Source organism: Microbispora sp. CL1-1 (assembly GCF_012034195.1).
Taxonomy (GTDB): domain Bacteria; phylum Actinomycetota; class Actinomycetes; order Streptosporangiales; family Streptosporangiaceae; genus Microbispora.
Map to the genome: position 1 here is coordinate 1 of NZ_JAATEK010000019.1, position 22,290 is coordinate 22,290.

A 22,290-nucleotide genomic window follows, 5' to 3' on the forward strand; every position below is an offset into this window, starting at 1 on the left:
GAATCCGACGCCGCCGCCGTCGGGCTGGCCCAGCCCGAACGGCTCGCAGGCGGTCACCAGCACGATCAGCGTCTCCGGCACCGTGGACGGCGGTCTTAAGCGCTACTACGCAAGTGGTGACATGGGCGACGGCGGGCAGAGCGAGAGCCAGGACCCGATCTTCGAGCTGGCCAACGGCGCAACGCTCAAGAACGTGATCATCGGCTCGCCCGGCGCCGACGGCATCCACTGCCTGGGCAGCTGCACGCTGCAGAACGTCTGGTGGGAGGACGTCGGCGAGGACGCCGCCACCCTGCTGGGCAGCTCGTCGTCGCAGGTCATGACCATTGACGGCGGCGGCGCCAGGAGCGCCTCCGACAAGGTGTTCCAGCACAACGGCCCCGGCACGATGATCATCAGGAACTTCCAGGTGGAGAACTTCGGGAAGCTCTACCGCGCCTGCGGCAACTGCACGAACTCCTACCAGCGGCACGTCCAGATGTCGAACATCGTGGCGACCTCTCCCGGCAAGGCGCTCGCGGGCATCAACACCAACTGGGGCGACACCGCGCGCTTCTCGAACATCACGATCAAGAACGACTCCAGCCACAAGATCGTGATCTGCGAGAAGTACAAGGGTGTGCCGAAGGGCAGCGAGCCCACGAAGATCGGTGAGGGCGCCGACGGCACGAACTGCATCTACAGCTCTTCCGACATCCACTACCAGTAAGCGCGCCGGCCGGCCCGCGGATCCCCCGGGCCACGTGTGACGGCGGTGCGAGAAAAACGGAAGGCCCGGTGGTCCCCCCATCCACCGGGCCTTCTGTGTCCGATTGCCGCGGGCTCAGGACGCGCCGTGCCAGCCGCCGTAGTCGGCGAGGAACAGGGCCTCGGTCGTGATGATCCGCTTGAGCTCGTCCAGCACCAGCCGTTCGTTGGGGGCGTGGATCGAGGCGCCGTCGTCCTCGGCGCCGTACAGCAGGATCTCGGCCTGGGGGAACTGCCGGGCGAGGGCCGCCACCAGCGGGATCGAGCCGCCCTGGCCGACCTGGCGCGGCGCCCGCCCGAAGGCGCGCTCCAGCGCGCGCCCCGCGGCGTTCATGGCCGGGCCGCCCGGCTCGATCTGGAAGCCCGAGCCGGTGACGAAGTCGCTGAAGGAGACCTTGACCCCCCACGGCGCGACCTTCTCCAGGTAGGCCGTCACGTCGTTCAGCGCCTGCCGGGAGTCACCGCTCGCGGGGATGCGGATCGTGACGCGCGCGCGGGCCACCGCCTGGACCGCGTTGATGGCGCCGGTCACGGTCGGCACGTCCAGCCCGGTCACCGTGATCGCGTACGACGCCCAGAGCCGGTCGGCGAGCGAGCCGTCGCCGACCAGCGACACGCCGTCGAGCACTCCGGCGAGCTCGCGGAACTCCTCTTCGCCGGCGGCCTCGCCGGGGAAGGTCCCCGGTTCGAGCCCGGGCACCCGTACGCTGCCCTGGTCGTCGTGCAGGGCGGTCAGCATGCGCATGAGCGCGGCCAGCGCGTCGGGGGCGGCGCCGCCGAACGAGCCGCTGTGCACGGCCTCGGCGAGCGTGCGGACCTCCACGGTGAACGCGGCCATGCCGCGCAGCGAGGTGGTGATCGCGGGGTCGCCCACCGCGGGGTTGCCGACGTCGGCGATGACCATGGCGTCGGCGCGCAGCAGTTCGGGGTTCTTCTCGACGAACGCCTCCAGGCGCTCGCCGGCGTACTCCTCCTGGCCCTCGATGATGACCTTCAGCCCGACCGGGAACCGGCCGTTGAAAGTGCGCAGCGCGGCCACGTGGGCGATGACGCCGCTCTTGTCGTCGGCCGCGCCCCGGCCGTGCATGACCCCGTCGACGACCGTGGGCTCGAACGGCGGAGTGCGCCACAGGGCGAGGTCGCCTGCGGGCTGCACGTCGTAGTGCGCGTAGAGCAGCACGGTCGGGGCCCCTTCGGGGGCGGGCGCCTCGGCGAACACGGCGGGGAAGCTGCCCTCGATGGGGATCTGCCGGACGTGCGGGAGGCCGGCGTCGCGCAGCAGCCGCTCGACGAGCGCCGCGGCCTCAAGGACCGGGGCCTCGGAGTGGCCGGGGAACGCGACGGACGGTATGGCGACGAGGCGCTTGAGGTCCTCGACCGTCTGCGGCATGCCCTCCTCGACGGCGCGCTCGATCTCCTCTGGTGTCACGACGTTCTCCCGGAATGTACGCGGATCTTGCCAGGTCGGCTGGTGGAACCCCATTTGACCACAGGTCGGGCCGGCCCAGCTCCCGCGCCTGGACGGCCCCAATCTACGGTGACGGATTTCGTTGCCGTTACATGTCGATGTCACGGAATCCGAACTTCTTTCACAGTGACGCCACGTAATCACTTGGCAAAACGCGGAAGCGGCATGCACACTGTGCAGCAGCGACGGATCACCTGAGGGAAGGTTGCGATGACGCGCCCCGACGTTCTCAAGGCCGCACAGGACAATCTCTGGATGCACTTCACGCGCCACTCCTCCTACGAGGGAGGGGAGGTGCCCATGATCGTGCGCGGCGAGGGCGCCTACGTCTACGACATCCACGGCAAGCGGTATCTCGACGGCCTGGCCGGACTGTTCGTGGTGCAGGTCGGTCACGGCCGCGCCGAGCTGGCCGAGGCCGCCGCCAAGCAGGCCCAGGAGCTCGCGTTCTTCCCCCTGTGGTCGTATGCGCACCCGAAGGCGGCCGAGCTCGCCGCGCGGCTCGCGGAGCTCACCCCCGGTGACCTCAACCGCGTCTTCTTCACCACCGGCGGCGGCGAGGCCGTCGAGTCGGCCTGGAAGCTGGCCAAGCAGTACTACAAGCTCAAGGGCAAGCCGCTGAAGACCAAGGTCGTCAGCCGGTCCATCGCCTACCACGGCACCCCGCAGGGCGCGCTGTCGATCACCGGCATCCCGGCGCTCAAGCAGGTCTTCGAGCCGCTGGTGCCCGGCGCGATCAAGGCCCCCAACACGAACCTCTACCGCGCCGACGAGATCTCCGGCTTCCCCGGCCTGGACAAGGACCCCGAGGCGTTCGGCCGCTGGGCCGCCGACCAGGTCGGCAAGGCCATCGAGATGGAGGGCCCGGACACCGTGGCCGCCGTCTTCGTCGAGCCGGTGCAGAACGCCGGCGGCTGTTTCCCGCCGCCCCCCGGATACTTCCAGCGCCTGCGCGAGATCTGCGACGCCCACGACGTGCTGCTCGTGTCGGACGAGGTCATCTGCGCCTTCGGCCGTCTCGGCACGATGTTCGGCGGCCAGAAGTTCGACTACGTGCCGGACATCATCACCTGTGCGAAGGGCCTGACCAGCGGTTACTCGCCCATCGGCGCCATGATCGTGTCGGAGCGGCTGTTCGAGCCGTTCAAGCACGGCAGCGAGACCTTCGCGCACGGATACACCTTCGGCGGCCACCCGGTGTCGGCCGCCGTCGCCCTGGCCAACCTCGACATCTTCGAGCGGGAGGGGCTGCTTGAGCACGTCACGGCCAACGAGCCGGTGTTCAAGGCGACCCTCGACCGGCTGCGCGACCTGCCGATCGTCGGCGACGTCCGCGGCTCGGGCTACTTCTACGGAATCGAGCTGGTCAAGGACAAGTCCACCAAGCAGACCTTCAACGAGGAGGAGTCGGAGCGCCTGCTGCGCGGCTTCCTCTCGAAGGCGCTGTACGACGCCGGCCTGTACTGCCGGGCGGACGACCGTGGGGACCCGGTCGTGCAGCTCGCCCCGCCGCTGATCTGCGGCCCCAAGGAGTTCGACGAGATCGAGTCGATTCTCCGTTCGGTGCTCACCGAGGCGTGGGCCCGCCTTTAGACCATAGAGCTCGTGCGGCCGGGCAGGGGGCGACCGTGACGAGTGACCGCTTGAAAGGACACACCTCATGAAGATCGGCGTGCCCGCCGAGGTCAAGAACCACGAATACCGCGTCGCCGCCACCCCGGCCGGCGTCCACGAGCTCGTCCGTCACGGCCACGAGGTCGACGTCCAGCGCGGTGCCGGACTCGGCTCCCACATCACCGACGAGGAGTACCTCGCGGCCGGCGCCAAGCTGGTCGAGGGCGCCGACGAGGTGTGGGCCGAGTCGGAGATGATCCTCAAGGTCAAGGAGCCGATCGCGGAGGAGTACCACCGGCTCCGCGCGGACCAGATCCTGTTCACCTATCTCCACCTCGCCGCCTCCCGGCCGTGCACCGACGCGCTGCTCGCGGCGGGCACCACCGCCATCGCGTACGAGACCGTCCAGGTCGGCAACGGGCTGCCGCTGCTGGCCCCGATGTCGGAGGTCGCCGGGCGGCTGGCCCCCCAGGTCGGCGCGTACAACCTGATGCGGTTCAACGGCGGACGCGGCGTGCTTCCCGGCGGGGTGCCCGGCGTGGCCCCCGCCAAGGTCGTCGTGATCGGCGGCGGCGTCTCCGGCCTCAACGCGGCGCAGATCGCCGTCGGCATGGGCGCCGACGTGACGATCCTCGACGTAAACATCGACCGGCTGCGCTTCATCGACGCCATCTACCAGGGCCGGCTGAAGACGCTGGTCTCGACGTCGTACGCGATCGAGCGGGCGGTGATCGAGGCCGACCTGGTCATCGGCGCCGTGCTCATCCCGGGCGCCAAGGCCCCGACGCTCGTCTCCAACGAGCTGGTCTCCCGCATGAAGCCGGGCTCCGTGCTCGTCGACATCGCGATCGACCAGGGCGGCTGCTTCGAGGACTCCCGCCCGACCACGCACGCCGAGCCGACGTTCCGCGTGCACGAGTCGGTGTTCTACTGCGTGGCGAACATGCCGGGCTCGGTGGCCAACACCTCCACCTACGCCCTGACCAACGCGACCCTGCCGTACGCCGTGAAGATCGCCGACAGGGGCTGGAAGGACGCGCTGCGCGGCGACGAGGCGCTCGGCCTGGGTCTCAACACCCACGCAGGCGTCCTCACCAACGCGCCCGTCGCTTCGGCGCACGGCCTGGCGTACACGCCGGTCGCGGAGATCCTCGCCGCCTGACCGCAGACGTGGGGGATCAGCGCGGAAGTGCCTGACAAACGCTGCCCGTCGTGAGCGTGCAGGTGGATGCATCGCAAGGCGGAGGAGGAGGCCATAGCCGGAGCTATGGGCGACGAATCCGGGCCCCGCGGAGATCGTGAGCCGGTGAGCAATCTTCGCGGGTAGGGCGAGAACGCCGCGATGCGCCGCCTGGGCCACGCGCAGCAGGGCGTGATTTGTCAGGCACGACCGAGACCGAGGCGTCTGCGCAGATCCCTCGCGGTGCCGAGCACGTGCTCGACCTCGGCCGGGGTGGGTAACGGGGCCGTCCCCGGCCGCAGGAGCGTCGCGCGCACCAGGGCGAGGTGCTCGATCGCGGCCCGGTGCAGTCCGCTCGCCTGCGCGAGCCACCCCACGGTGTCCGCCGGGCCCACCACGTCGGGCCCGTCGCCGAGCGGCGAGGCCCCGGTGAGGAGCTCGGTGGTGACGAGATCCCACGTGCCGAGGATCTCGACCAGGTCCGCGGGCTCCGCCGCCGGGTCGCCGCGCCTGCGCGCCGCCGCCACGGCGAGCTCCGCGCGTGCGGCCTGCCCGGGCTCCGCCGGGCGGCTCCAGTAGGGCGGGGCCGGGTCGAGCAGGCACTCCTCGGTCTCGGGCGACGCGCCGAGCAGGGGCAGCAGCGTCCGCAGCTCGACCATGGCGCCGTGGTGCCCGCGTTCGGCCGCACGCCTGAACCAGTGGCGCGCGCCCTTCAGGTCGTTGTGCTCCGCGACGAGCAGCAGGCCGAGCCGGAAGGCCGCCTCGGGGTCGTCGGCCGCGGCCTGCCCATACCATCGGGCGGCCCCCGGCTTGTCGTCCATCCGGGCGCAGACGAGACCGGCCATCCGCCGCGCGTCCGGCCGGCCGGTCTGCGCCGCCCGTTCGAAGCAGGCGCGTGCCGTGGTCAGGTCGCCCCGGCAGAGCGCCATGTCGCCGAGCCGGAAGGCCGCCCCGGGGTGGTCGGCGCGGACGGCGAGCCGGTAGAACGCCTCCGCGCCCTTCTCGTCACGTGCCGCGTGCAGGAGCAGGGCCATGTGATAGGCGGCCTCCGCGTGGCCGCCACGTGCCGCGTACTCCCACCAGTGCAGCGCCTCGGCCTCGTCGCCTGCGGCGTAGCCCAGGAACCCCAGGTCGTGGGCCGAGCGCAGGTCGCCGTCCACGGCGGCCCTGAAGTGCCAGCGCCGCGCGCCGATGCCGTCGCCCTGGTCCTCGCAGAGCAGGGCCAGCCGCCGGGCCGCGTGGCGGGAGCCGTCCTCGGCCGCCCGCTCGAACCACTTGCGTGCTCCGTCGGCGTCGCCGCGCCGCTCCAGCAGCAGTGATGCCAGGTTCGTCGCCGCGTCGGCGTCACCGGTGTTCGCCGCCAGCTCGAACCAGCCGATGGCCTCCTCGGTCGTTCCGTGCGTGCGGTGCCACAGCCCGAGGTTGTAGGCGCTGTCGACGTTGCCCGCCCGCGCCGCCCGCTCCCACCAGAGCCGGGCGCCCAGCCGGTCGTCGCGCTCCGCGCACAGCCGGCCCAGCCGGTGCGCCGCGTCGCTGTCGCCGTCACGGGCCCTGTCGACCAGGTTCGCCTCGGCCGGGTCCAGGGGTTCAGGGGTACGCGGGACCGGTATCCCGGGCCACGCGGTCGCCTCCGTCGCTCCCACTAGTGTCATGGGACACAGGGTGACACGTAACCGAGTCGTCACGGAGGGTTATTGGCAAGACATTGGGATGACACGTGGGTGCGGCGCCGCGCAGGCACCACACCCCGCGCTCCCACCTGAGCTCGACGACGTGTCCGGCGGCCGGTGGTTCCGGGATATCCCGGAACCGGCCGCAGGGATTGCCACGATGTGGCCGGTCAGGGCCCCGGCGCATCGTGGGACTCGTCAGTACGGAGCTCGGACGGGAGAAGAGAGATGACTCAGATGAAGCGCCGTGGAGCGTACGTCAAGGCCCTCGTGGCCGGCGGGCTGGCCGCCGGTCTCACGTGCGCGACGGTGGCCGGTCCCGCGCAGGCGGACGTGAACCGGCGGCCCCCGAGAATCAACAGCATCATCCCGGTCGACGGCGGGTTACGGGTGACGTGGGGGCCGGACACGTTCTTCTCCGGCACGGTCGCGGGCGAGGCGACGGTCCTGACGTTCGGCGGCTACCAGGAGGGCACATGGAACGACCGCGGCGCCACCACCTCCTTCACCATTCCCGCCGCGCACGTGCGGGCCTACGCCGGCCAGGCCCCCCGGGTGACCGTCTGCTATCTGTGGCCCGGCGTCGGGCACCCCTCGGAGTGCGCTTCCAGCGACCCCATCCCGATCGCCGGGAACGTCCCCTCCTTCCCTCCGGGCGCGGGCCAGTTGCGCCCCGTGCCCAAGCCGCAGAACCTGCGGGTCGTCGCATACGGCGACTACCGGGCGACGGTGCAGTGGGTGAACGGCAGCTCGTACAAGAAGGTGCTGTTCCGGTATGACCCCGGTGTGCAGGTGGACATGCCGGGCAACGCGACCAAGGCCACCACGGGGACGCTGGTTCCCGGCAAGACCTACACCTTCAAGGTGGAAGGCGCCTGGTCGGGCGGTCTCTTCGCGACCCGTTACTCCGGGTGGACCGAGATCACGTACACCGTGCCGAAGAACCCGCCCTTCTGGCCGGGGGGTTCGGTGAAGAAGCCGTACGGGCCGGACACGTGCAAGCAGGGATACGTCTGGCGTGAGACCACTCCCGCCGACCACGTCTGCGTGACGCCCGCCACCCGCGACCAGGTGCGGGCCGACAACGCCCTCGCCGCGAGCCGGCGCCAGGGGTGGGGGCCGTACGGGCCGGACACCTGCAAGCAGGGATACGTCTGGAGAGGGGCCACTCCCGCCGACCACGTCTGCGTGACGCGCGCCACCTACAACCAGACCCAGGCCGACAACGCCCTCGCGGCGAGCCGCCGCGTTCCCTGATCCCCGTGCCCCGAGGTGCCCTGATCCCCTGCGATGCCCGCCCCCGCGTTCCCTGACCCCCGGCGGATGCCGGCCGGAGCCCCCGGCCGGCATCCGTCTTGCCCTGCCCGCGGGGATTGCCCGGGGGTCAGGGGGAGCGCTCGAACCTGACGAAGCCCACGTACATGCCCATGCCGCAGGCGTAGCGCAGCCGCCCCTGCGGACGGGCGGGCAGCCGCACCACGCGCTCTCCGGTCACGGGGAGCACGACGTCGTGGTCGTCGATCGTGAGCGTGCGCGTGCAGCCCCGGTTGTCCTTCGTCCTGAAGACGATCTCGACGGGCCGTCCGGCGGCGGCGACGGCGATCCCGGGCCGGAACCCCTCCGGGGTCGCCCAGACGGTGAGCCGCTGGACGCCGTCCGTGCCGGTGAGGGCGCGTCCCGCAGCGGCGGCGGGGGAGCCGAACTCCGGCAGGGAGACGTCCGGCAGCCAGCCGCCGAGCCGCAGCCCGGAGCCGGCGGTGAACAGCCCGGCGGCCAGGGCCGCGATCCCCGCGAGGGCGGCCAGCCGGGTCGAGACGAGCGTGCGCAGCAGCAGACCGAGGGCGGCGAAGGCGGGCGCTGTGCCGAGTGCGAGCCCCGCGAGCGTGGCCGCGCCCCCGAGCGCCGAGCCCGAGCCGACGGCCACGACCTCCATGCCGATCGTGACGCCGCAGGGTACGAAGATCGTGGCCATGCCCAGCGCCGCCGCCCGTGCAAGGCCGGGGGAGCGGGCCCCGCCGCCCGGGGAACCGGCCCCGCCGCCCAGTGGTGCACGACCCCGTGGTGCGCCATCTGTCAGTGCGGGACGCCGGGGTGCGCTGCCCGGTGGTGCGCTGTCCGGCGGCGGGATGTCAGGTGGTGCGCTGTCCGGTGAAGCACTGTCCGGTGAAGCACTGTCCGGCGGTGCGCTTTTCATCTGTGTGCGGTCCTGCGCGGGCCCACCGTCCGCGCACGAGCATGCACGCGGGTCGCCGTCCGCCGTCCCGGGCTCCGCCTGTGCGCACCGGCGGCGACGGAGCATCCGTACGGCGAGCACGACCACCGCGGTCCCGGCGGCGACGAGCAGTGCCGCGCGGGTGCGCGGGCCGACCTGTACGGCCGCGCCCAGCAGCCCGAGCAGCGCCCCGAGGGCGGTGTGGGCGGCGAGCCTGCCGGTCAGGAACGCCGCCACCGGCGGGAGGCCGCGGGCGAGGCCGTGAGACAGGGCGCGGGACGGGCCGCGAGACCGGCCGCGAGATTGGCCGCGAGATTGGGCGGCCAGGCCGATGAGGAGGCCGCCCTGGACGGCGGTGCACGACGCTGTGCCCGCGGCAAGGCCGGCGACGAGACCTCCGGCGAACAGGGCGGCCGGCTCCACGGTCAGCCGGTGAGCGCGAGGTCGTCCAGCGCGCCGGTCTTCGCCGCCTCCACGAGCGAGCCGAGCTGGTCGAGGCTCATCTCCACCTTCTGACCGAAGTCGTCGGTGATGACGACCTGACGCTCCGCCGGGGCGGAGACGTCCACGAACAGCTCGGGGCAGCCGCAGCTGCAGTTGCCACAGAATCGGGCGATGGACTTCACGCAGGTCCTCCTCGCAGGACGGGGGTCTTTGCTCGCAACGTAATGTGATCGCGTGGAAGCGACCAGTAACAGTTCGCTGACCGGCCGGAGAGAAGACCACCACTTGCGGCGGTTCGTCGCGGCGCTCGGTTTCGCCGTGACCGCGATGAAGGAAAGTTGCAGAACCCTCACGAGTTTTGCAGATTATTGACCTGTGCTTGGGCCGCCGCATAAGGTCCGGACAAGATCCGCATCAGAACAACCCCCCGGAGCGGTCAATGAAACGTCTGACAGCGGTCGCGGCGGTGCTCAGCCTCGCGGCCGTCGCGGCATGCAGCGGCGGCGGCACGAGCGGAAAATCCACGGGCGGCGGTGGCGGTGGCGGTGTCTACACCACGGTCGACATCAACAAGCCGTCACTCGACGTCAACGCGCCGATCAACCCGTGGAACCCCAAGGGCAACGCGTTCTGGGGCTACAACGCGATGAGGATCGCCTGGGCGAAGAACACCCTTACTGACCCGAACCAGTTCTATCCGGGCATCGCGGCGAGCTGGGACATCGCGCCGGACAACTCGTCCATCACCCTTCACCTGCAGCCGGGCAACAAGTGGTCGGACGGGCAGCCCGTCACCGCCGAGGACGTGAAGTTCTCCATCGCGCTGGCCTACACCCAGGGCAGCACCGCCTTCGCGGTCGACCCCGGCGCGGCCGGCGCCGCCTCGGACGTCGAGGTCGTCGACGACAGGACGATCAAGATCACCCAGGACATGAAGAACCCCAGCGTCACGTTCGTGCGCGGGGTCATGGACGCGTTCGTGGTGCCCGAGCACGTCTGGCAGAGCGTCGTCCCCGCCGACTTCTGGGACACGCTCAAGGCCGCACGCGGTGACGGCCCCGAGGCGGAGGCGGCGCGCGGACAGGTCAAGGCGCTGTCGGAGAAGGTGCTCGCGTTCGCTCCGGCCCAGGACGTGTCGGCCGGGCCGTTCGTCCTCAAGCGGATGAACCCCGGCGAGGCGCTGCTGGTGAAGAACCCGAACTTCTACAACGCCGCCAACGTCGCGCCCGACCAGCTCAAGCTGCTCAACACCACGGGCAACGAGCAGATCTGGAACTATCTGACCTCCGGCACGCTCGACAACGCACCGTTCACCGCGGTGCCCGCCGACGTGATGAAGCGCATCAAGGCGACGCCCGGCAACCAGGTGATCAAGGGCTACTCCCCGGTGGCCGTCTCGCTGGCGTTCAACCAGGCGAAGAAGCCGTACGACAACGTGCACGTGCGGCGCGGGCTGGCCTACCTGATCAACCGCCAGGAGGTCACGCAGATCGCCTCGCCCGAGGGCGGCACGGCGGCCGTGACCACGTCGGGCATCCACCAGAAGGCCGCCAGGGAATGGCTCGGCGCCGAGCTCGACACGCTGGAGCCGTACGCGCTGGACCCGGCGAAGGCGGAGAAGGAGTTCACCGAGGCCGGCCTCCAGAAGAAGGACGGCAAGTGGGCGCTGGCCGACGGCAAGCCGTGGAAGGTGACGATCAACATCCCGGCGCCGTTCTCCGACTGGGTCTCCGCGGCCAAGGCCATCACCAGCCAGCTCGCCACGGCCGGGGTGGACGCCGAGGTGGTGACCACGGCCGACTATCCGCTGTATCTGTCGGAGCTCGCCGAGGGCAAGTATGACCTCGGCTTCTGGCTCATCGCGCTCGGCCCCGCGCCGTACAACATCTACCAGCGCCTGTACGGCTCCTCGAACGGCTGGAACATCCTCGGCGGCAAGGTCAAGCACTCGCCGGCCGGCAAGGACGGCAACTGGATGGGCGGCCCCGAGACGATCGACGTCGAGGGCGTCGGCACGGTCAACCCCGGCGAGCTGACCGTCCAGCTCAACAGCGTCACGGGCGACGAGCAGAAGGCCGTCATCGCCAAGCTCGCCAAGGCGGCCAACCAGGATCTTCCGGTGATCCAGCTCTGGGACTACGTGAACACGCAGTTCGTCAACACCAACCGCTTCACCGGCTTCCCGGAGGACGAGAGTGATCTGCTGCGTCAGCCCTCCGGCGTCTGGATCCAGCTCGGCCTGATCAAGAAGAAGCAGTAGTCCATGGCGGTTCTCCTCAGGCGGCTCGCGGGCCATGTGGCCCGCGGGTTCGTCATGATCCTGGTCGTCACGACGATCAGCTTCCTGATCATCAGAAACGTTCCCGGAGATCCGCTCCTGGCCCGCTACCAGAAGCTCGTCGAGCAGGGCATGGCCCCCGACGCCGCCCAGCGCGCGGTCGAGGCGCTGTACGGCTTCACGCCGAAGGGCGGCCTGTGGGAGCAGTATCTCGACTACATGGGCGGGCTGGCCCACCTCGACCTCGGGCAGTCGCTGTCCGTGCCCGGCACCGGCGTGTCCACCGTGCTGTTCTCGGCCGCCAAGTGGACCCTGATCCCGGTGCTCGCCGGGACGCTGCTGAGCTTCCTCGTCGGCGTCGTCATGGGCGTCTACGCGGCGATCAAGCGGACCGGCGTGCTGGGCGACCTCCTCGCCATCTCCGGGTCGCTGCTGCACGGCGTGCCGCAGTATGTGCTGGCGCTGCTGCTGGGGGCGATCTTCACCACGCTGATCCCGATCCTCCCCGCCGGGGGGACGGCCGACATCGTGATCGACCCCGGCTTCACCGCCGACTACATCGGCTCGCTGGTGCAGCACGCCACCCTGCCGGTCGTCACGTACGCGCTGGCCGGCTATGGCGGGTGGATCCTCGCGATGAAGTCGAGCGTGGTCACCGTGCTCGGCGACGACTTCATCCTGGCGGCCGAGCTGCGCGGGATGAAGCGGTCGATCATCTTCCGCTACCTGGCGCGCAACGCGATCCTGCCGCTGTTCACGATCCTGGCTCTCTCGCTGGGCCTGCTCTTCGGCGGCTCGATCTTCATCGAGCGCATCTTCAACTACCCGGGCCTGGGGCTGATGCTCATCGACAGCATCAACAACCGCGACTACTCGCTGATGGGCGGGGCGTTCCTGCTCATCACGACGGCGGTCGTCGTCGCGAACATCGCCGCCGACCTCCTCTACACGGTCATCGACCCCCGGGTGCGCAGCGGAGGGGAGGCGGCATGACCGAGCGAATCAGCAGACACAGCGTGCCGCGTGGTGCGGCCATATGCGCGCCTCCGGCACGATGCCACCCCGAGCCGTCAGGCGAGGGGATCGCATGAGCGCCACCATCGTGCCGGAGGCGGAGACGGGGGCCGCCGCGGCGGTCCGCCGCAACTTCTGGCGGGGCGTCTGGCGGGTCATGCGGCGCAAGCCGAGCCGGATGGTCGGTGCGGTCATCCTCGTGGTGTTCGCCCTCATGGGGATCCTCGGGCCGATGCTCTACCCCGACCCCCTGCCGCGCGACACGAGCGCGCTCTACGCGCCCCCGAGCCTGCGGCATCCGTTCGGCACCGACTTCGAGGGGACGGACGTGCTCGCCCTCGTCGTCACCGGTTCCCGGTACGTCCTGCTGACGGCCCTCGTGACGGCCGCCATCACGGTCGTCGTCGGCGCGGGCGTCGGGCTGTTCGCCGGGTTCCGGCGGGGCCGCTGGGACACCGTGCTCATGCGGTTCACCGACATGAAGCTCACGATCCCGGGGCTGCCGCTGCTGCTGGTGCTGTCGACCGTGTGGAAGTTCACCGGCGCGGTCGAGATGGGCCTGGTGCTCGGGCTGCTCGGCTGGGGCGGTGTGGCCCGGGCCGTGCGGTCGCAGACGCTGTCGCTGCGCGAACGCGGCTTCATCGAGGCGGCCCGGGGGCTCGGCCTGTCCACGACGCACATCGTCGGCAGGGAGCTGCTGCCCGGCATGGCTCCGTACATCGCGATGAACGCGCTCATCGCGGTGACCGGCGCGGTCTACGCGCAGGTGGGCCTGTTCTTCCTGGGCGTGCTGCCGTTCGAGGCGAACAACTGGGGCGTCATGCTCAACCTCGCCGTCTTCGGCGGCGGCGCGCTGACCACGACGGCCGCGCTGCCCTATCTGCTGGCGCCGCTGCTGGCGATCCTGCTGCTCACGCTCGGCATCGTGCTGGTCGTGGACGCCATGGACGAGATCTTCAACCCCCGGCTGCGGGAGGAGTGAGCATGGCTCCCGAGCAGAGTCCTCCCGGCGTCCGGATCCGCGGGCTGACCGTGGTCTATCGCACCCCGGCCGGCGAGCTGCCCGCGGTGTCCGGCGTCGACCTCGACCTCGCGCCCGGCACGATCACCGGTGTCGTCGGCGAGTCGGGCTCCGGCAAGTCGACGCTCGCGTTGTCGCTGCTCAACGCCGTCCAGCCGCCCGGCAGGATCGCGGCGGGCAGCGTCGAGATCGACGGGCTCGGCGACGTCGTCGCGCTCGGCGGCGAGGGGCTGCGCCGAGCCCGGGGGCGGCACGTCGGGTATGTCTTCCAGGCGGCGCAGAACTCCCTCAATCCGCTCAAGACGGTCGGCAAGCAGGTGCTCGACCTGGGGCGTTCGCACGGCGTCGAGGACCCGCGCGGCCTGCTGGCCGACGCCCGCGACCTGCTCGGCCGGATGGGCCTGGACGGCGCCCGGGTGCTCGACTGCTATCAGCACGAGCTGTCGGGCGGCATGCGCCAGCGGGTCGGCATCATGCTGGCCCTGGTGCTGAACGCCCGCCTCGTCGTGCTGGACGAGCCCACGACCGCCCTCGACATGATCACGCAGGCGACGATCCTGCGCATCGTGCGGGAGGTGCACGCCGAGCGCGGGCTCACCACGCTCGTCATCACCCACGACCTCGGGGTGGTCGCCGAGGTCGCCGACCGGCTCGCGGTCATGTACGGCGGGCGGCTGGCCGAGCAGGGGCCCACCCGGGAGGTGCTGGCCGCGCCGCGCCACCCGTACACCCAGGGGCTGCTCGGGGCCATCCCGCGCCTCGTCGGCGACATCGGCGAGGCATGCGCCCTGCCGGGCCGCCCGCCGACGCTGGCCGGCATCCCGGCCGACGGGTGCGTGTTCCGCGAGCGCTGCCCGCTGCGCATGGACGTGTGCGAGACCGGCCGGCCGCCGGTGGTCGTCTCGGGCTCCCGGTCGGCGGCCTGCCATGCCGTACGGGAAGACGAGGGGAACAGACCGGCCGTGGCCGCCGTGACGGGGGAGGACCAGGCATGATCAGCGGGATCGGCATCACGAAGACGTTCCGGCAGCGCGGCGGCGTGCTCGGCGCCCGGGAGGTGCCCGCGCTGCGCGGCGTGGACTTCGCCATTCCGAAAGGAGGCGCGGTCTCGTTCATCGGCGAGTCGGGCTGTGGCAAGACGACGCTCGGCCGGATCATCGCCGGGCTGGAGACCTGCGACTCCGGGGAGATCGTCATCGACGACGTGGCGATGTCGTCGCTGAGCCACCGCAGGCGGCAGCCGTACTTCCGCCGGGTGCAGCTCATCCACCAGGACCCCTACTCCGCGCTGAACCCGACGCGCACGATCCACCAGGCCCTGGCCGCGCCGCTCGCGCTGCGGGCGAAACAGACCGGCCGGCCGCACTCGTGGGCGGACGAGCGGGCCAGGGAGCTGCTCGGGCTGGTCGGGCTCGACCCGGGCTACGTGCTGCCGCGTTATCCCCACCAGTTGTCGGGCGGCATGCGCCAGCGCGTGGTGATCGCCCGCGCGCTGACCGTCGATCCCGAGGTCCTGGTCGCCGACGAGGCCGTCTCGATGATCGATGTGTCGCTGCGCCTGGGCATCCTCGCGCTGCTCAAGGACCTGCGCGAGCGGCTCGGGGTGAGCGTGCTGTTCATCACCCACGATGTGGCGACTGCCCGCTATATCGGCACCGACGGCGAGCTGTACGTCATCTATCGCGGCCAGGTGGTCGAACGCGGCCCGGTCGAGACCGTCATCTCGGCCCCGGTGCATCCCTACACGCAGGCGCTGCTGTCGGCCATACCGGTGCTGCACGGCCTGGAGTCGCCGGGCGAGCAGCGCGTGGTGCCGGTGGAGGCGTCGGGAGAGTACCCGGACGGGTGCCTGTTCGCGCCGCGCTGCCCGTTCAGGACCGAGCGGTGCGAACGCGAGCGGCCCGCGCTCGGCCGCGACGGCGACACGCCGCAGGAGCACGCCTGCTTCCATCCCGAGCGCCGCAGCGTGGTCGCACTGCCGGTGAGCCGCCGGTGAGGAGTCGTCCGGACGCGTACGGCGAGCGGGGGAGGCCGGAGATGGAAACCGACGACAGGGACGAGATGACTGACCCACTGACGGGCCTGTCCACCGAGCACGGAGAGCTTGAAACCGAGCTCGGCGAGCTCTATACCGAGCAGGGCGAGTTGTACACCGAGCAGGGCGAGTTGTACACAGAGCAGAGCGATCCGCGTTATCGCGAGATCGACCGGCTGCCGACCGAGGAGATCGCCCGCCTGATGAACGCGGCCGACGCCACGGTGCCCGGCGCGGTGGCCAGGGCCATCCCGGCCGTCTCGGCCGCCATCGACGCGATCGCCGCCCGGATGGCGCGGGGCGGACGCCTGTTCTACGTGGGGGCGGGGACGTCCGGCAGGCTGGGCGTGCTCGACGCCTCGGAATGCCCGCCGACCTTCGGCACCGACCCCGAGCTGGTGCAGGGCGTCATCGCGGGCGGCGAGGCCGCGCTGACCCGGTCGGTCGAGGGTGCCGAGGACGACCGCGACGGCGGGGCGGCGGCCGTCGCCGACCGCGGCCTGGGCCTGCTCGACTCGCTCGTGGGGATCTCCGCCAGCGGACGCGCGCCGTTCGTGCTGGGGGCGCTGGACGCGGCCGCCCGCCGTGGGGCGCTGACCGTGAGCCTGTCCTGCAACCCGGGGTCGCCGCTGTCGGAGCGGGCCGAGCATCCGATCGAGGTGGTCGTCGGCCCCGAGGTGGTGGCCGGCTCGACCCGGCTCAAGGCGGGCACCGCGCAGAAGCTCGTGCTCAACATGATCTCCACGATCGTGATGATCCGGCTCGGCAGGACGTACGGGAACGCCATGATCGAGGTCTCGGCGGTGAACGAGAAGCTCGCGCGCAGGGCGACGCGGATGGTCGGCGACATCACCGGCGCGGGGGCCGCCGCCGCGCGGGGCGCGTTGGAGGCGGCGGACTGGAACGTCAAGGTGGCGGTGCTGATGATCGAGCGCGACCTTGGCCCGGACGGCGCCCGGGCGCTGCTGAAGGCCAACGGCGACCGGCTGGAGGCCGCCCGCCGCGCCGGCGGCGCGGCCTGACCGGCTGACCGGTGGCCGCGCTCTCGGGGAACCGGTGGAGCGGACGGTTCCGCGCGGGTGGGTCAGGCCGAACGGGCGCGGCGGTGGGCGTCGCCGAGATAGTCGGCGAGCGCGTCGCGGGTCGCCCGTAAGGCCGCGTCGGAGCTGTCGAACGTGCGCTGCGCGACGCCGACGAAGACGCAGTCGACGATGAGCAACTGACTGATCCGGCTGGCCAGCGCGCCCGGCCGGAACGCCGTCTCGCGCCCGGCGGAGACGAGGACGTGATCGGCGAGCCCGGCCAGCGACGAGCGCGGGTTGTTCGTGATGGCCACGGCCGTCGCGCCGGCCTTGCGGGCGACCCGGATCGGGCCGAGCACGTCGGGCGTCTCGCCAGTGCAGCTCACCCCGACGGCCACGTCTCCCTCGCGCAGCAGCGCGGCGCTGGTGAGCGCGAGGTGGGCGTCGGTGAAGTAGTGGCCGGGCAGCCCGATCCGCATCAGTTTCTGCGCCATGTCGGCCGCGACGAGGCCGGAGGCGCCCACGCCGTACACGTCCACGCGGCGGGCGCCGGCGACGGCGTCCACGACCGCGCCGAGACCGTCGGGGCTGAGCTGGGCCGCCGTGTCGGCGAGCGCCTGCGACTCGGCCCGGGTGACCTTGGCGATCACGTCGGTCAGCGGGTCGTCGGGGGCGAGGTCGCCGGGCACGAGCCGCTCGGGGGTGTCCCTGGCGACGGCCGCCGCGAGGGCGAACCGCAGTTGCGAATAACCGGCGAAGCCCAGCGCCCGTGCCGTCCGCACGATCGTCGCCTCGCTGATCCTCGAGACCGCGCTGACCTCGGTGATGGTGCTGCGGGCCACCATGGCGGGGTCGTCGAGGATGAGGCGCGCGATGGTCTGGGCGGCGGGGGTGAGCGAGGGCAACACCGCACGCACCGTCGCGATCGGGTTGACCGGTGCGCCCTCGTTCTCGTTCATTGCGTGCAGCCTCTCCTGTGCGCGATCAGCTTAGATCCACGCGCCCGCCGGTGCGGGACAACGCGGACAGAAGTCCACATGTCGAGACATGTGCGGTGTGACCTGGATGCCCGCTGCCGTCTCTCCTGAGGACCTCTTGGGGCAGATTACACGTCGATGACACTTTCTTTTATCCGCATTGATCTGAAAGTAAGTTTCTGTCAGTGTCGTGATCGCCGAAACCCCCCGGCCTTCGGAGGTCCGATTGAGCTCTCCCTCCCGGCGTGCCGTGCTGCGCGGCCTGGCCCTCGCCGCCGCGGCGTCGGCCACACCGCTGCCGTCCCTCGCCGCGTCCCCCGCTTCCGCCTCTTCCGCCGGCTACGTGCCACCGCTGCGCCAGATGCGCGGCATGTGGATCGCCTCGGTCGTCAACATCAACTGGCCGTCCAAGACGGGCCTCACGCCCGAGCAGCAGCGGGCCGAGTTCGAGGCCTGGTGCGACCTTGCCGTGGCGCGCCGGCTCAACTCCGTGTTCGTGCAGATCAGGCCCACCGCCGACGCCTTCTGGCCGTCCCCGTACGAGCCGTGGTCGCAGTACCTCACCGGGGTCCAGGGGCAGGACCCGGGCTACGACCCGCTGGGCTTCGCCGTCGAGGCGGCCCACCGGAGGGGGCTGGCGTTCCACGCCTGGTTCAACCCCTACCGCGTGTCGATGCAGTCCGATCCGGCCAAGCTGCACCCCGATCACCCCGGCCGCAAGCACCCCGAGTGGATCGTCCCGTACGGCGGGAAGCTCTACTACAACCCCGGCATCCCCGAGGTCCGGGCGTTCGTGCAGGACGCGATGCTCGACGCCGTCACCCGCTACGACATCGACGGCGTCCACTTCGACGACTACTTCTACCCGGTCAACACCACCGAGTTCGACGACAGCGCGGCCTATGCGGCGTACGGCGGGGGCTTCGCCGACCTGGCCTCCTGGCGGCGCAACAACGTCGACCTGCTCGTGCGGGAGATGCAGCAGCGCGTGCGGCGGGCCAAGCCCGAGGTGATCTGGGGCATCGGCCCGTCGGGCATCTGGCGCAACAAGGCCACCGACCCGCTGGGCTCCGACACCAGCGGCGGCCAGTCGTACGACAACCTGCACGCCGACACCCGCACGTGGGTGAGGAACGGCTGGCTCGACTACATAGCGCCGCAGCTCTACTGGTACATCGGCCAGTCGAACGCCGACTACGCCAAGCTCGTCCCCTGGTGGTCCGGCGTGGCCGCCGGCACCGGCGTGCAGCTGTGGATCGGCCAGGCGGCGTACAAGGCGGGGACGGCCGGGCAGCCCGCCGAATGGTTCCAGCCGGACGAGCTGTCGCGGCACCTCACGCTCAACCGTGACCACTCGGAGGTCGGCGGAGACATCTGGTACAACGCCGCCGACGTCCGCGACGACCGCCTCGGGTCGATCAGCGGCGTGCTGAACGAGCACTACACCCGGCCCGCGCTCGCACCGCTGCTGCCGAGGCTCGCGGGCGGCGAGCCGCCGCGCCGTCCGGTGCTCGCCTCGGCCCGCCGCGTGAGCGGGGGCGTGGAGCTGCACGTCGAGGCCACCGGACCCCGCGCGCCGTTCCAGTTCGCCGTCTTCCGGTTCGACCGGCCCGCCCGCCCGCAGGACTTCGCCGACGCGGAGCACCTGGTCGCGGTCGTCCCGGGGGACCGGCACGTCCGCTGGGTCGATCCGGACGGCGCACGCGGCCACCGCTACCACGTCACGGCCGTCGACCGGGTCTCCCGGCAGAGCGAGCCGAGCGGGGAACGCGGCGTCCACTGAGCAGGGCCCATTGAGCAGGGCCCGTTGAGCAGGGTCCCGTTGAGCAGGTTGCATTGAGCAGGGTGGATCGAGCGGTCCGCACGGTCGTCAGGCGGTGCGGACCGCGGCGCCGCGGCGTGCGGGGACGTCAGCGCACGTCAGCGCACGTCAGTGGGTGGGGGCGAGGTCGGCGAGGCACGCGTTGAGCGCCTTCCACGCCTGCCACGCCCGGGTCGCCCCGAACTGCGCGTTGAAGCGCAGCACGGCCCGCACGTCCTCGGGGGTCGCGCCGGCCCCCAGGGCGCGGCCCACGTGGATGCGGAACGTCTCGTCCAGCGTCTGGTAGTGCACGTCGACGCTCATCGTCATGAACGCCCGCTCGCGGACGCTCAGCGTGCCCGGGCCCTGGACGCCCCGCATCCGCGACTGGAGGTCGAAATACTCCAGGAAGTACGGGTCGAGCTTGGTCAGCTCGGCCCGCACGGGCGCGGGCAGCGGAGTCGGCGCAGCGCCGGGGCCGGTCTCCAGCAGCTCGCTGGGCAGCGGTTCCGCCTCCGGACGGGGGAGCCCGGCCGCGGCCTCGATCTCGGCGAGCCGCTCCAGCGCGCCCAGCGCCGCGACGTACCCGCTGTCGTAGGAGATCAGGCGCAGCAGTGCCCGCATGTCCGCGGTGGACACGCCCCGCCGCAGCCCCGCGCGGACGTGCATCTCGAACGGGAGCCCGAGGGCGGGCTGGCAGATGTCCGCCACCAGGGCGAGGAACACCTTCTCGCGGTCGGTCAGCTCGGGCACCGCCCAGCAGTGCCCGACGCTGGCGGCCGCCATCTGGGCGAACACCGGGTCCATCTCGTTGATCGTGTCGGTCGAAGCGTGGACGGTCACTGGGATCGCTCCTTTGATGAACGACTGTAGCGCTACGACTGTAGTGTGAAAGTCGTGCTCGTACAATGGGCCGGTCATGGAATCAAGCACGCCCCCGGCTCCCGCCGCCCGCCGCCGTCCGAACGCGCGGGGGCAGGGCGAGCGGCTGCGCGAGGAGATCGTCGCGGCGGCCATGCGGATGCTCGACGCCCTCGCCGACGACGAGGCGCTGTCGCTGCGGGCCGTGGCGCGCGAGGTGTCGATCGCGGCCACCTCGGTCTACCTGCACTTTCCCGACCGGGACGCGCTCGTGCTCGCCGTGCTGCGGCGCTGCAACGAGGAGCTGGTGCGCACCGGCGACGAGGCGGACGCCGCGCACGAGGACCCCGCGGCGCGGCTGCGGGCGCGCATCCTCGCGCAGACCGCCTGGGCCCACGAGCATCCGGGCCTCTACAAGGTGCTGCACGAGAGCGCGGTCCACCGGCGGCTCGGCATGCCGTTCAAGGAGGTGCTGGTCGCCAGGACGACGGAGGCGGTCCAGCGCTGCATGGACGCCGGCGTCGCCCCGCGTGACGACGCGGCGACCGTCGCGATCGACCTGCGTACGGCGGTGAACGGCATGCTGTCGCAGCGGATCAACGAGCCCGACCTGCCCTGGCCGCCAGCCGAGGAGCAGATCGACCGTTTCCTCACCAAGCTCGTCGGCCTCCCGCCGAGAGCCGGCTGACGGGCCCCGGCGAGGTGGGCGTGCGCATACTCGGGCTGATGTCAGGGACCTCCCACGACGGGATCGACTGCGCGCTCGTCCGCTGGTCGCGCGACGGCGACCTGCTCACCGGGGTCGTGGAGCACACCGCCACCGTGCCCTACCCGCCCGAGCTGCGGGCCGCGATCGTCGCCGCGCTGCCCCCGGGCCGTACGGACATGGGCGAGGTCTGCCGCCTCGACACGCTCGTCGGACAGGCGTTCGCCGACGCGGCGGCGGCCTGCCCGGCCGCCGACCTCGTCTGCTCGCACGGGCAGACGATGTACCACTGGGTGGAGGACGGGCGCGTGCGCGGGACGCTCCAGCTCGGGCAGCCCGCCTGGATCGCCGAACGGCTCGGCGTGCCGGTCGTGTCGGACCTGCGGGTGCGCGACGTGGCCGCGGGCGGGCAGGGCGCGCCGCTCGTGTCCGCCTTCGACCTGCCGCTGCTGGCCGGGCTGCCCGCCTCGGCGGGACGCGCGGGCGCGCTCAACCTGGGCGGCATCGCCAACATCACCGTCGCCCCCACCGCCTGCGAGCCGCCGCTCGGCCCTGCCGCTTGCGAGCCTCCGCTCGGCCCTGCCGCTTGCGAGCCTCCGCTCGCCTATGACACCGGCCCGGCCTCGGCGCTGACGGACGCGGCCGTGCGCGCCGCCACCGGCATGCCGTACGACGAGGACGGCAGGCTGGCCGCGGCGGGGAAGGTCCACGAGGGGCTGCTGGCCGAGCTGCTCGCCGAGCCCTACTATCACCGGCCGCCGCCCAAGACGACGGGCAAGGAACTGTTCAACGCGGGCTATCTGGACCGGATCGCCGGGCCGTACGCGCTGGGCCTGCCCGACCTGGTGGCGACGCTCACGGCGCTGACCGCGGAGACGGTCGCGGCGGAGCTGCGGCGGCACGGGCTCGGCACGGTCGTCGTCTCCGGGGGCGGCGTGCGCAACCCGGCCCTGATGCGCGCGCTGCGCGAGCGGGCCGACGGCGTGCGGCTGCTGCCGAGCGACGACCTCGGCGTGCCCTCGGACGCCAAGGAGGCCGTCGCGTTCTCTTATCTCGGCTGGCTCACCGCGCACGGCCTGCCCGGCACCGTGCCCGCGTGCACCGGCGCCACAGGGGCGCGCGTGCTCGGCACGATCACCCCCGGTCCCGGCCCGCTGCGGCTGCCTGCGCCGCTGGACCTGCCGCCTCGGCGGATCCGCATGGGCGGCGTGGTTGACCCTCACACCGTGTGAGGCGCTGG

Annotated in this window: 20 protein-coding genes; 14 read left to right on the top strand and 6 right to left on the bottom strand. The window is 71.7% G+C overall.

All coding sequences use genetic code 11. The annotated features are described in order from the left end of the window. A partial coding sequence (locus HCK04_RS21895) for a pectate lyase (protein WP_168066161.1) occupies window positions 1–709 on the top strand: 709 nt, incomplete at its 5' end. A gap of 114 nt (window positions 710–823) precedes the next feature. Here HCK04_RS21895 and HCK04_RS21900 read toward each other — a convergent pair. Continuing rightward, window positions 824–2,176, bottom strand: coding sequence for a M20/M25/M40 family metallo-hydrolase (locus HCK04_RS21900; RefSeq protein WP_142649245.1), 1,353 nt, complete (start codon window positions 2,174–2,176; stop codon window positions 824–826). Window positions 2,177–2,425: 249 nt separating this feature from the next. Here HCK04_RS21900 and HCK04_RS21905 point away from each other — a divergent pair, with 249 nt between their 5' ends. Together HCK04_RS21905 and ald are read left to right on the top strand one after the other, a co-directional pair. Continuing rightward, complete coding sequence (locus HCK04_RS21905) at window positions 2,426–3,808, top strand: aspartate aminotransferase family protein (RefSeq protein ID WP_142649246.1); 1,383 nt, start codon at window positions 2,426–2,428, stop codon at window positions 3,806–3,808. 67 nt (window positions 3,809–3,875) lie between these two features. Then, on the top strand, window positions 3,876–4,991 hold the full coding sequence (ald, locus tag HCK04_RS21910) for an alanine dehydrogenase (protein ID WP_142649247.1): 1,116 nt from the start codon (window positions 3,876–3,878) through the stop codon (window positions 4,989–4,991). A gap of 218 nt (window positions 4,992–5,209) precedes the next feature. Here the strand turns inward: ald and HCK04_RS21915 are convergent, their stop codons facing one another. Then, window positions 5,210–6,661, bottom strand: coding sequence for a tetratricopeptide repeat protein (locus tag HCK04_RS21915; RefSeq protein WP_142649248.1), 1,452 nt, complete (start codon window positions 6,659–6,661; stop codon window positions 5,210–5,212). A gap of 255 nt (window positions 6,662–6,916) precedes the next feature. Here HCK04_RS21915 and HCK04_RS21920 point away from each other — a divergent pair, with 255 nt between their 5' ends. Further along, window positions 6,917–7,936: a hypothetical protein gene (locus HCK04_RS21920; RefSeq protein ID WP_142649249.1), complete on the top strand. Its 1,020-nt coding sequence runs from the start codon at window positions 6,917–6,919 to the stop codon at window positions 7,934–7,936. Window positions 7,937–8,063: 127 nt separating this feature from the next. Here HCK04_RS21920 and HCK04_RS21925 read toward each other — a convergent pair whose 3' ends face one another. After that, complete coding sequence (locus HCK04_RS21925; protein ID WP_168066163.1) at window positions 8,064–9,314, bottom strand: sulfite exporter TauE/SafE family protein; 1,251 nt, start codon at window positions 9,312–9,314, stop codon at window positions 8,064–8,066. A 2-nt stretch (window positions 9,315–9,316) separates the two neighbouring features. Continuing rightward, window positions 9,317–9,517, bottom strand: coding sequence for a hypothetical protein (locus tag HCK04_RS44280; protein WP_167530662.1), 201 nt, complete (start codon window positions 9,515–9,517; stop codon window positions 9,317–9,319). 52 nt (window positions 9,518–9,569) lie between these two features. On the opposite strand from HCK04_RS44280, the gene HCK04_RS44285 reads away from it, so the two are divergent. From HCK04_RS44285 to murQ, 7 genes are all read left to right on the top strand, one after another. After that, window positions 9,570–9,707: a hypothetical protein gene (locus HCK04_RS44285; protein WP_168066165.1), complete on the top strand. Its 138-nt coding sequence runs from the start codon at window positions 9,570–9,572 to the stop codon at window positions 9,705–9,707. 67 nt (window positions 9,708–9,774) lie between these two features. Next, window positions 9,775–11,595, top strand: coding sequence for an ABC transporter substrate-binding protein (locus HCK04_RS21940; protein ID WP_142649251.1), 1,821 nt, complete (start codon window positions 9,775–9,777; stop codon window positions 11,593–11,595). 3 nt (window positions 11,596–11,598) lie between these two features. Further along, the gene (locus HCK04_RS21945) at window positions 11,599–12,606 is read left to right on the top strand and encodes an ABC transporter permease (RefSeq protein ID WP_142649252.1); all 1,008 of its coding nucleotides are present in this window, start codon (window positions 11,599–11,601) and stop codon (window positions 12,604–12,606) included. Window positions 12,607–12,700: 94 nt separating this feature from the next. Next, the gene (locus HCK04_RS21950; protein ID WP_142649253.1) at window positions 12,701–13,609 is read left to right on the top strand and encodes an ABC transporter permease; all 909 of its coding nucleotides are present in this window, start codon (window positions 12,701–12,703) and stop codon (window positions 13,607–13,609) included. A gap of 2 nt (window positions 13,610–13,611) precedes the next feature. Continuing rightward, on the top strand, window positions 13,612–14,643 hold the full coding sequence (locus tag HCK04_RS21955) for an ABC transporter ATP-binding protein (protein ID WP_142649254.1): 1,032 nt from the start codon (window positions 13,612–13,614) through the stop codon (window positions 14,641–14,643). Beyond that, window positions 14,640–15,644 (top strand): ABC transporter ATP-binding protein, encoded by a 1,005-nt coding sequence (locus tag HCK04_RS21960; protein WP_142649255.1) that lies wholly within the window; start codon window positions 14,640–14,642, stop codon window positions 15,642–15,644. Before HCK04_RS21955 ends, HCK04_RS21960 begins: the two co-directional genes overlap by 4 nt. Window positions 15,645–15,709: 65 nt before the next feature. Next, complete coding sequence (gene murQ / locus HCK04_RS21965) at window positions 15,710–16,705, top strand: N-acetylmuramic acid 6-phosphate etherase (RefSeq protein WP_142649256.1); 996 nt, start codon at window positions 15,710–15,712, stop codon at window positions 16,703–16,705. 62 nt (window positions 16,706–16,767) lie between these two features. On the opposite strand, the gene HCK04_RS21970 is transcribed toward murQ, so the two are convergent. Continuing rightward, the gene (locus HCK04_RS21970; RefSeq protein WP_142649257.1) at window positions 16,768–17,664 is read right to left on the bottom strand and encodes a MurR/RpiR family transcriptional regulator; all 897 of its coding nucleotides are present in this window, start codon (window positions 17,662–17,664) and stop codon (window positions 16,768–16,770) included. Between the two features lie 244 nt (window positions 17,665–17,908). Between HCK04_RS21970 and HCK04_RS21975 the strand changes: the two genes are divergently transcribed. Further along, a complete protein-coding gene (locus HCK04_RS21975; RefSeq protein ID WP_142649258.1) occupies window positions 17,909–19,465 on the top strand; it encodes a family 10 glycosylhydrolase in 1,557 nt (518 codons plus the stop codon). A gap of 147 nt (window positions 19,466–19,612) precedes the next feature. On the opposite strand, the gene HCK04_RS21980 is transcribed toward HCK04_RS21975, so the two are convergent. After that, window positions 19,613–20,326: a carboxymuconolactone decarboxylase family protein gene (locus tag HCK04_RS21980; protein WP_260617367.1), complete on the bottom strand. Its 714-nt coding sequence runs from the start codon at window positions 20,324–20,326 to the stop codon at window positions 19,613–19,615. Window positions 20,327–20,402: 76 nt separating this feature from the next. Between HCK04_RS21980 and HCK04_RS21985 the strand changes: the two genes are divergently transcribed. Both HCK04_RS21985 and HCK04_RS21990 read left to right on the top strand, forming a co-directional pair. Further along, window positions 20,403–21,032 (top strand): TetR/AcrR family transcriptional regulator, encoded by a 630-nt coding sequence (locus tag HCK04_RS21985; protein WP_142649259.1) that lies wholly within the window; start codon window positions 20,403–20,405, stop codon window positions 21,030–21,032. 20 nt (window positions 21,033–21,052) lie between these two features. Next, window positions 21,053–22,282 carry an anhydro-N-acetylmuramic acid kinase gene (locus HCK04_RS21990; protein WP_142649260.1) on the top strand — a complete coding sequence of 410 codons (1,230 nt, stop codon included), beginning with the start codon at window positions 21,053–21,055 and terminating at the stop codon, window positions 22,280–22,282. Window positions 22,283–22,290 lie beyond the last annotated feature (8 nt).

Bases quoted from the DNA above. Each gene is read 5' to 3' on its own strand.
- HCK04_RS21955 (WP_142649254.1), top strand. From the start codon at position 13,612: ATGGCTCCCGAGCAGAGTCCTCCCGGCGTCCGGATCCGCGGGCTGACC.
- HCK04_RS21920 (WP_142649249.1), top strand. From the start codon at position 6,917: ATGAAGCGCCGTGGAGCGTACGTCAAGGCCCTCGTGGCCGGCGGGCTG.
- HCK04_RS21985 (WP_142649259.1), top strand. From the start codon at position 20,403: ATGGAATCAAGCACGCCCCCGGCTCCCGCCGCCCGCCGCCGTCCGAAC.
- HCK04_RS21940 (WP_142649251.1), top strand. From the start codon at position 9,775: ATGAAACGTCTGACAGCGGTCGCGGCGGTGCTCAGCCTCGCGGCCGTC.
- HCK04_RS21945 (WP_142649252.1), top strand. From the start codon at position 11,599: ATGGCGGTTCTCCTCAGGCGGCTCGCGGGCCATGTGGCCCGCGGGTTC.
- HCK04_RS21970 (WP_142649257.1), bottom strand. From the start codon at position 17,664: ATGAACGAGAACGAGGGCGCACCGGTCAACCCGATCGCGACGGTGCGT.
- HCK04_RS21905 (WP_142649246.1), top strand. From the start codon at position 2,426: ATGACGCGCCCCGACGTTCTCAAGGCCGCACAGGACAATCTCTGGATG.
- HCK04_RS21960 (WP_142649255.1), top strand. From the start codon at position 14,640: ATGATCAGCGGGATCGGCATCACGAAGACGTTCCGGCAGCGCGGCGGC.
- HCK04_RS21915 (WP_142649248.1), bottom strand. From the start codon at position 6,661: ATGACACTAGTGGGAGCGACGGAGGCGACCGCGTGGCCCGGGATACCG.
- HCK04_RS21950 (WP_142649253.1), top strand. From the start codon at position 12,701: ATGAGCGCCACCATCGTGCCGGAGGCGGAGACGGGGGCCGCCGCGGCG.
- ald (WP_142649247.1), top strand. From the start codon at position 3,876: ATGAAGATCGGCGTGCCCGCCGAGGTCAAGAACCACGAATACCGCGTC.
- murQ (WP_142649256.1), top strand. From the start codon at position 15,710: ATGACTGACCCACTGACGGGCCTGTCCACCGAGCACGGAGAGCTTGAA.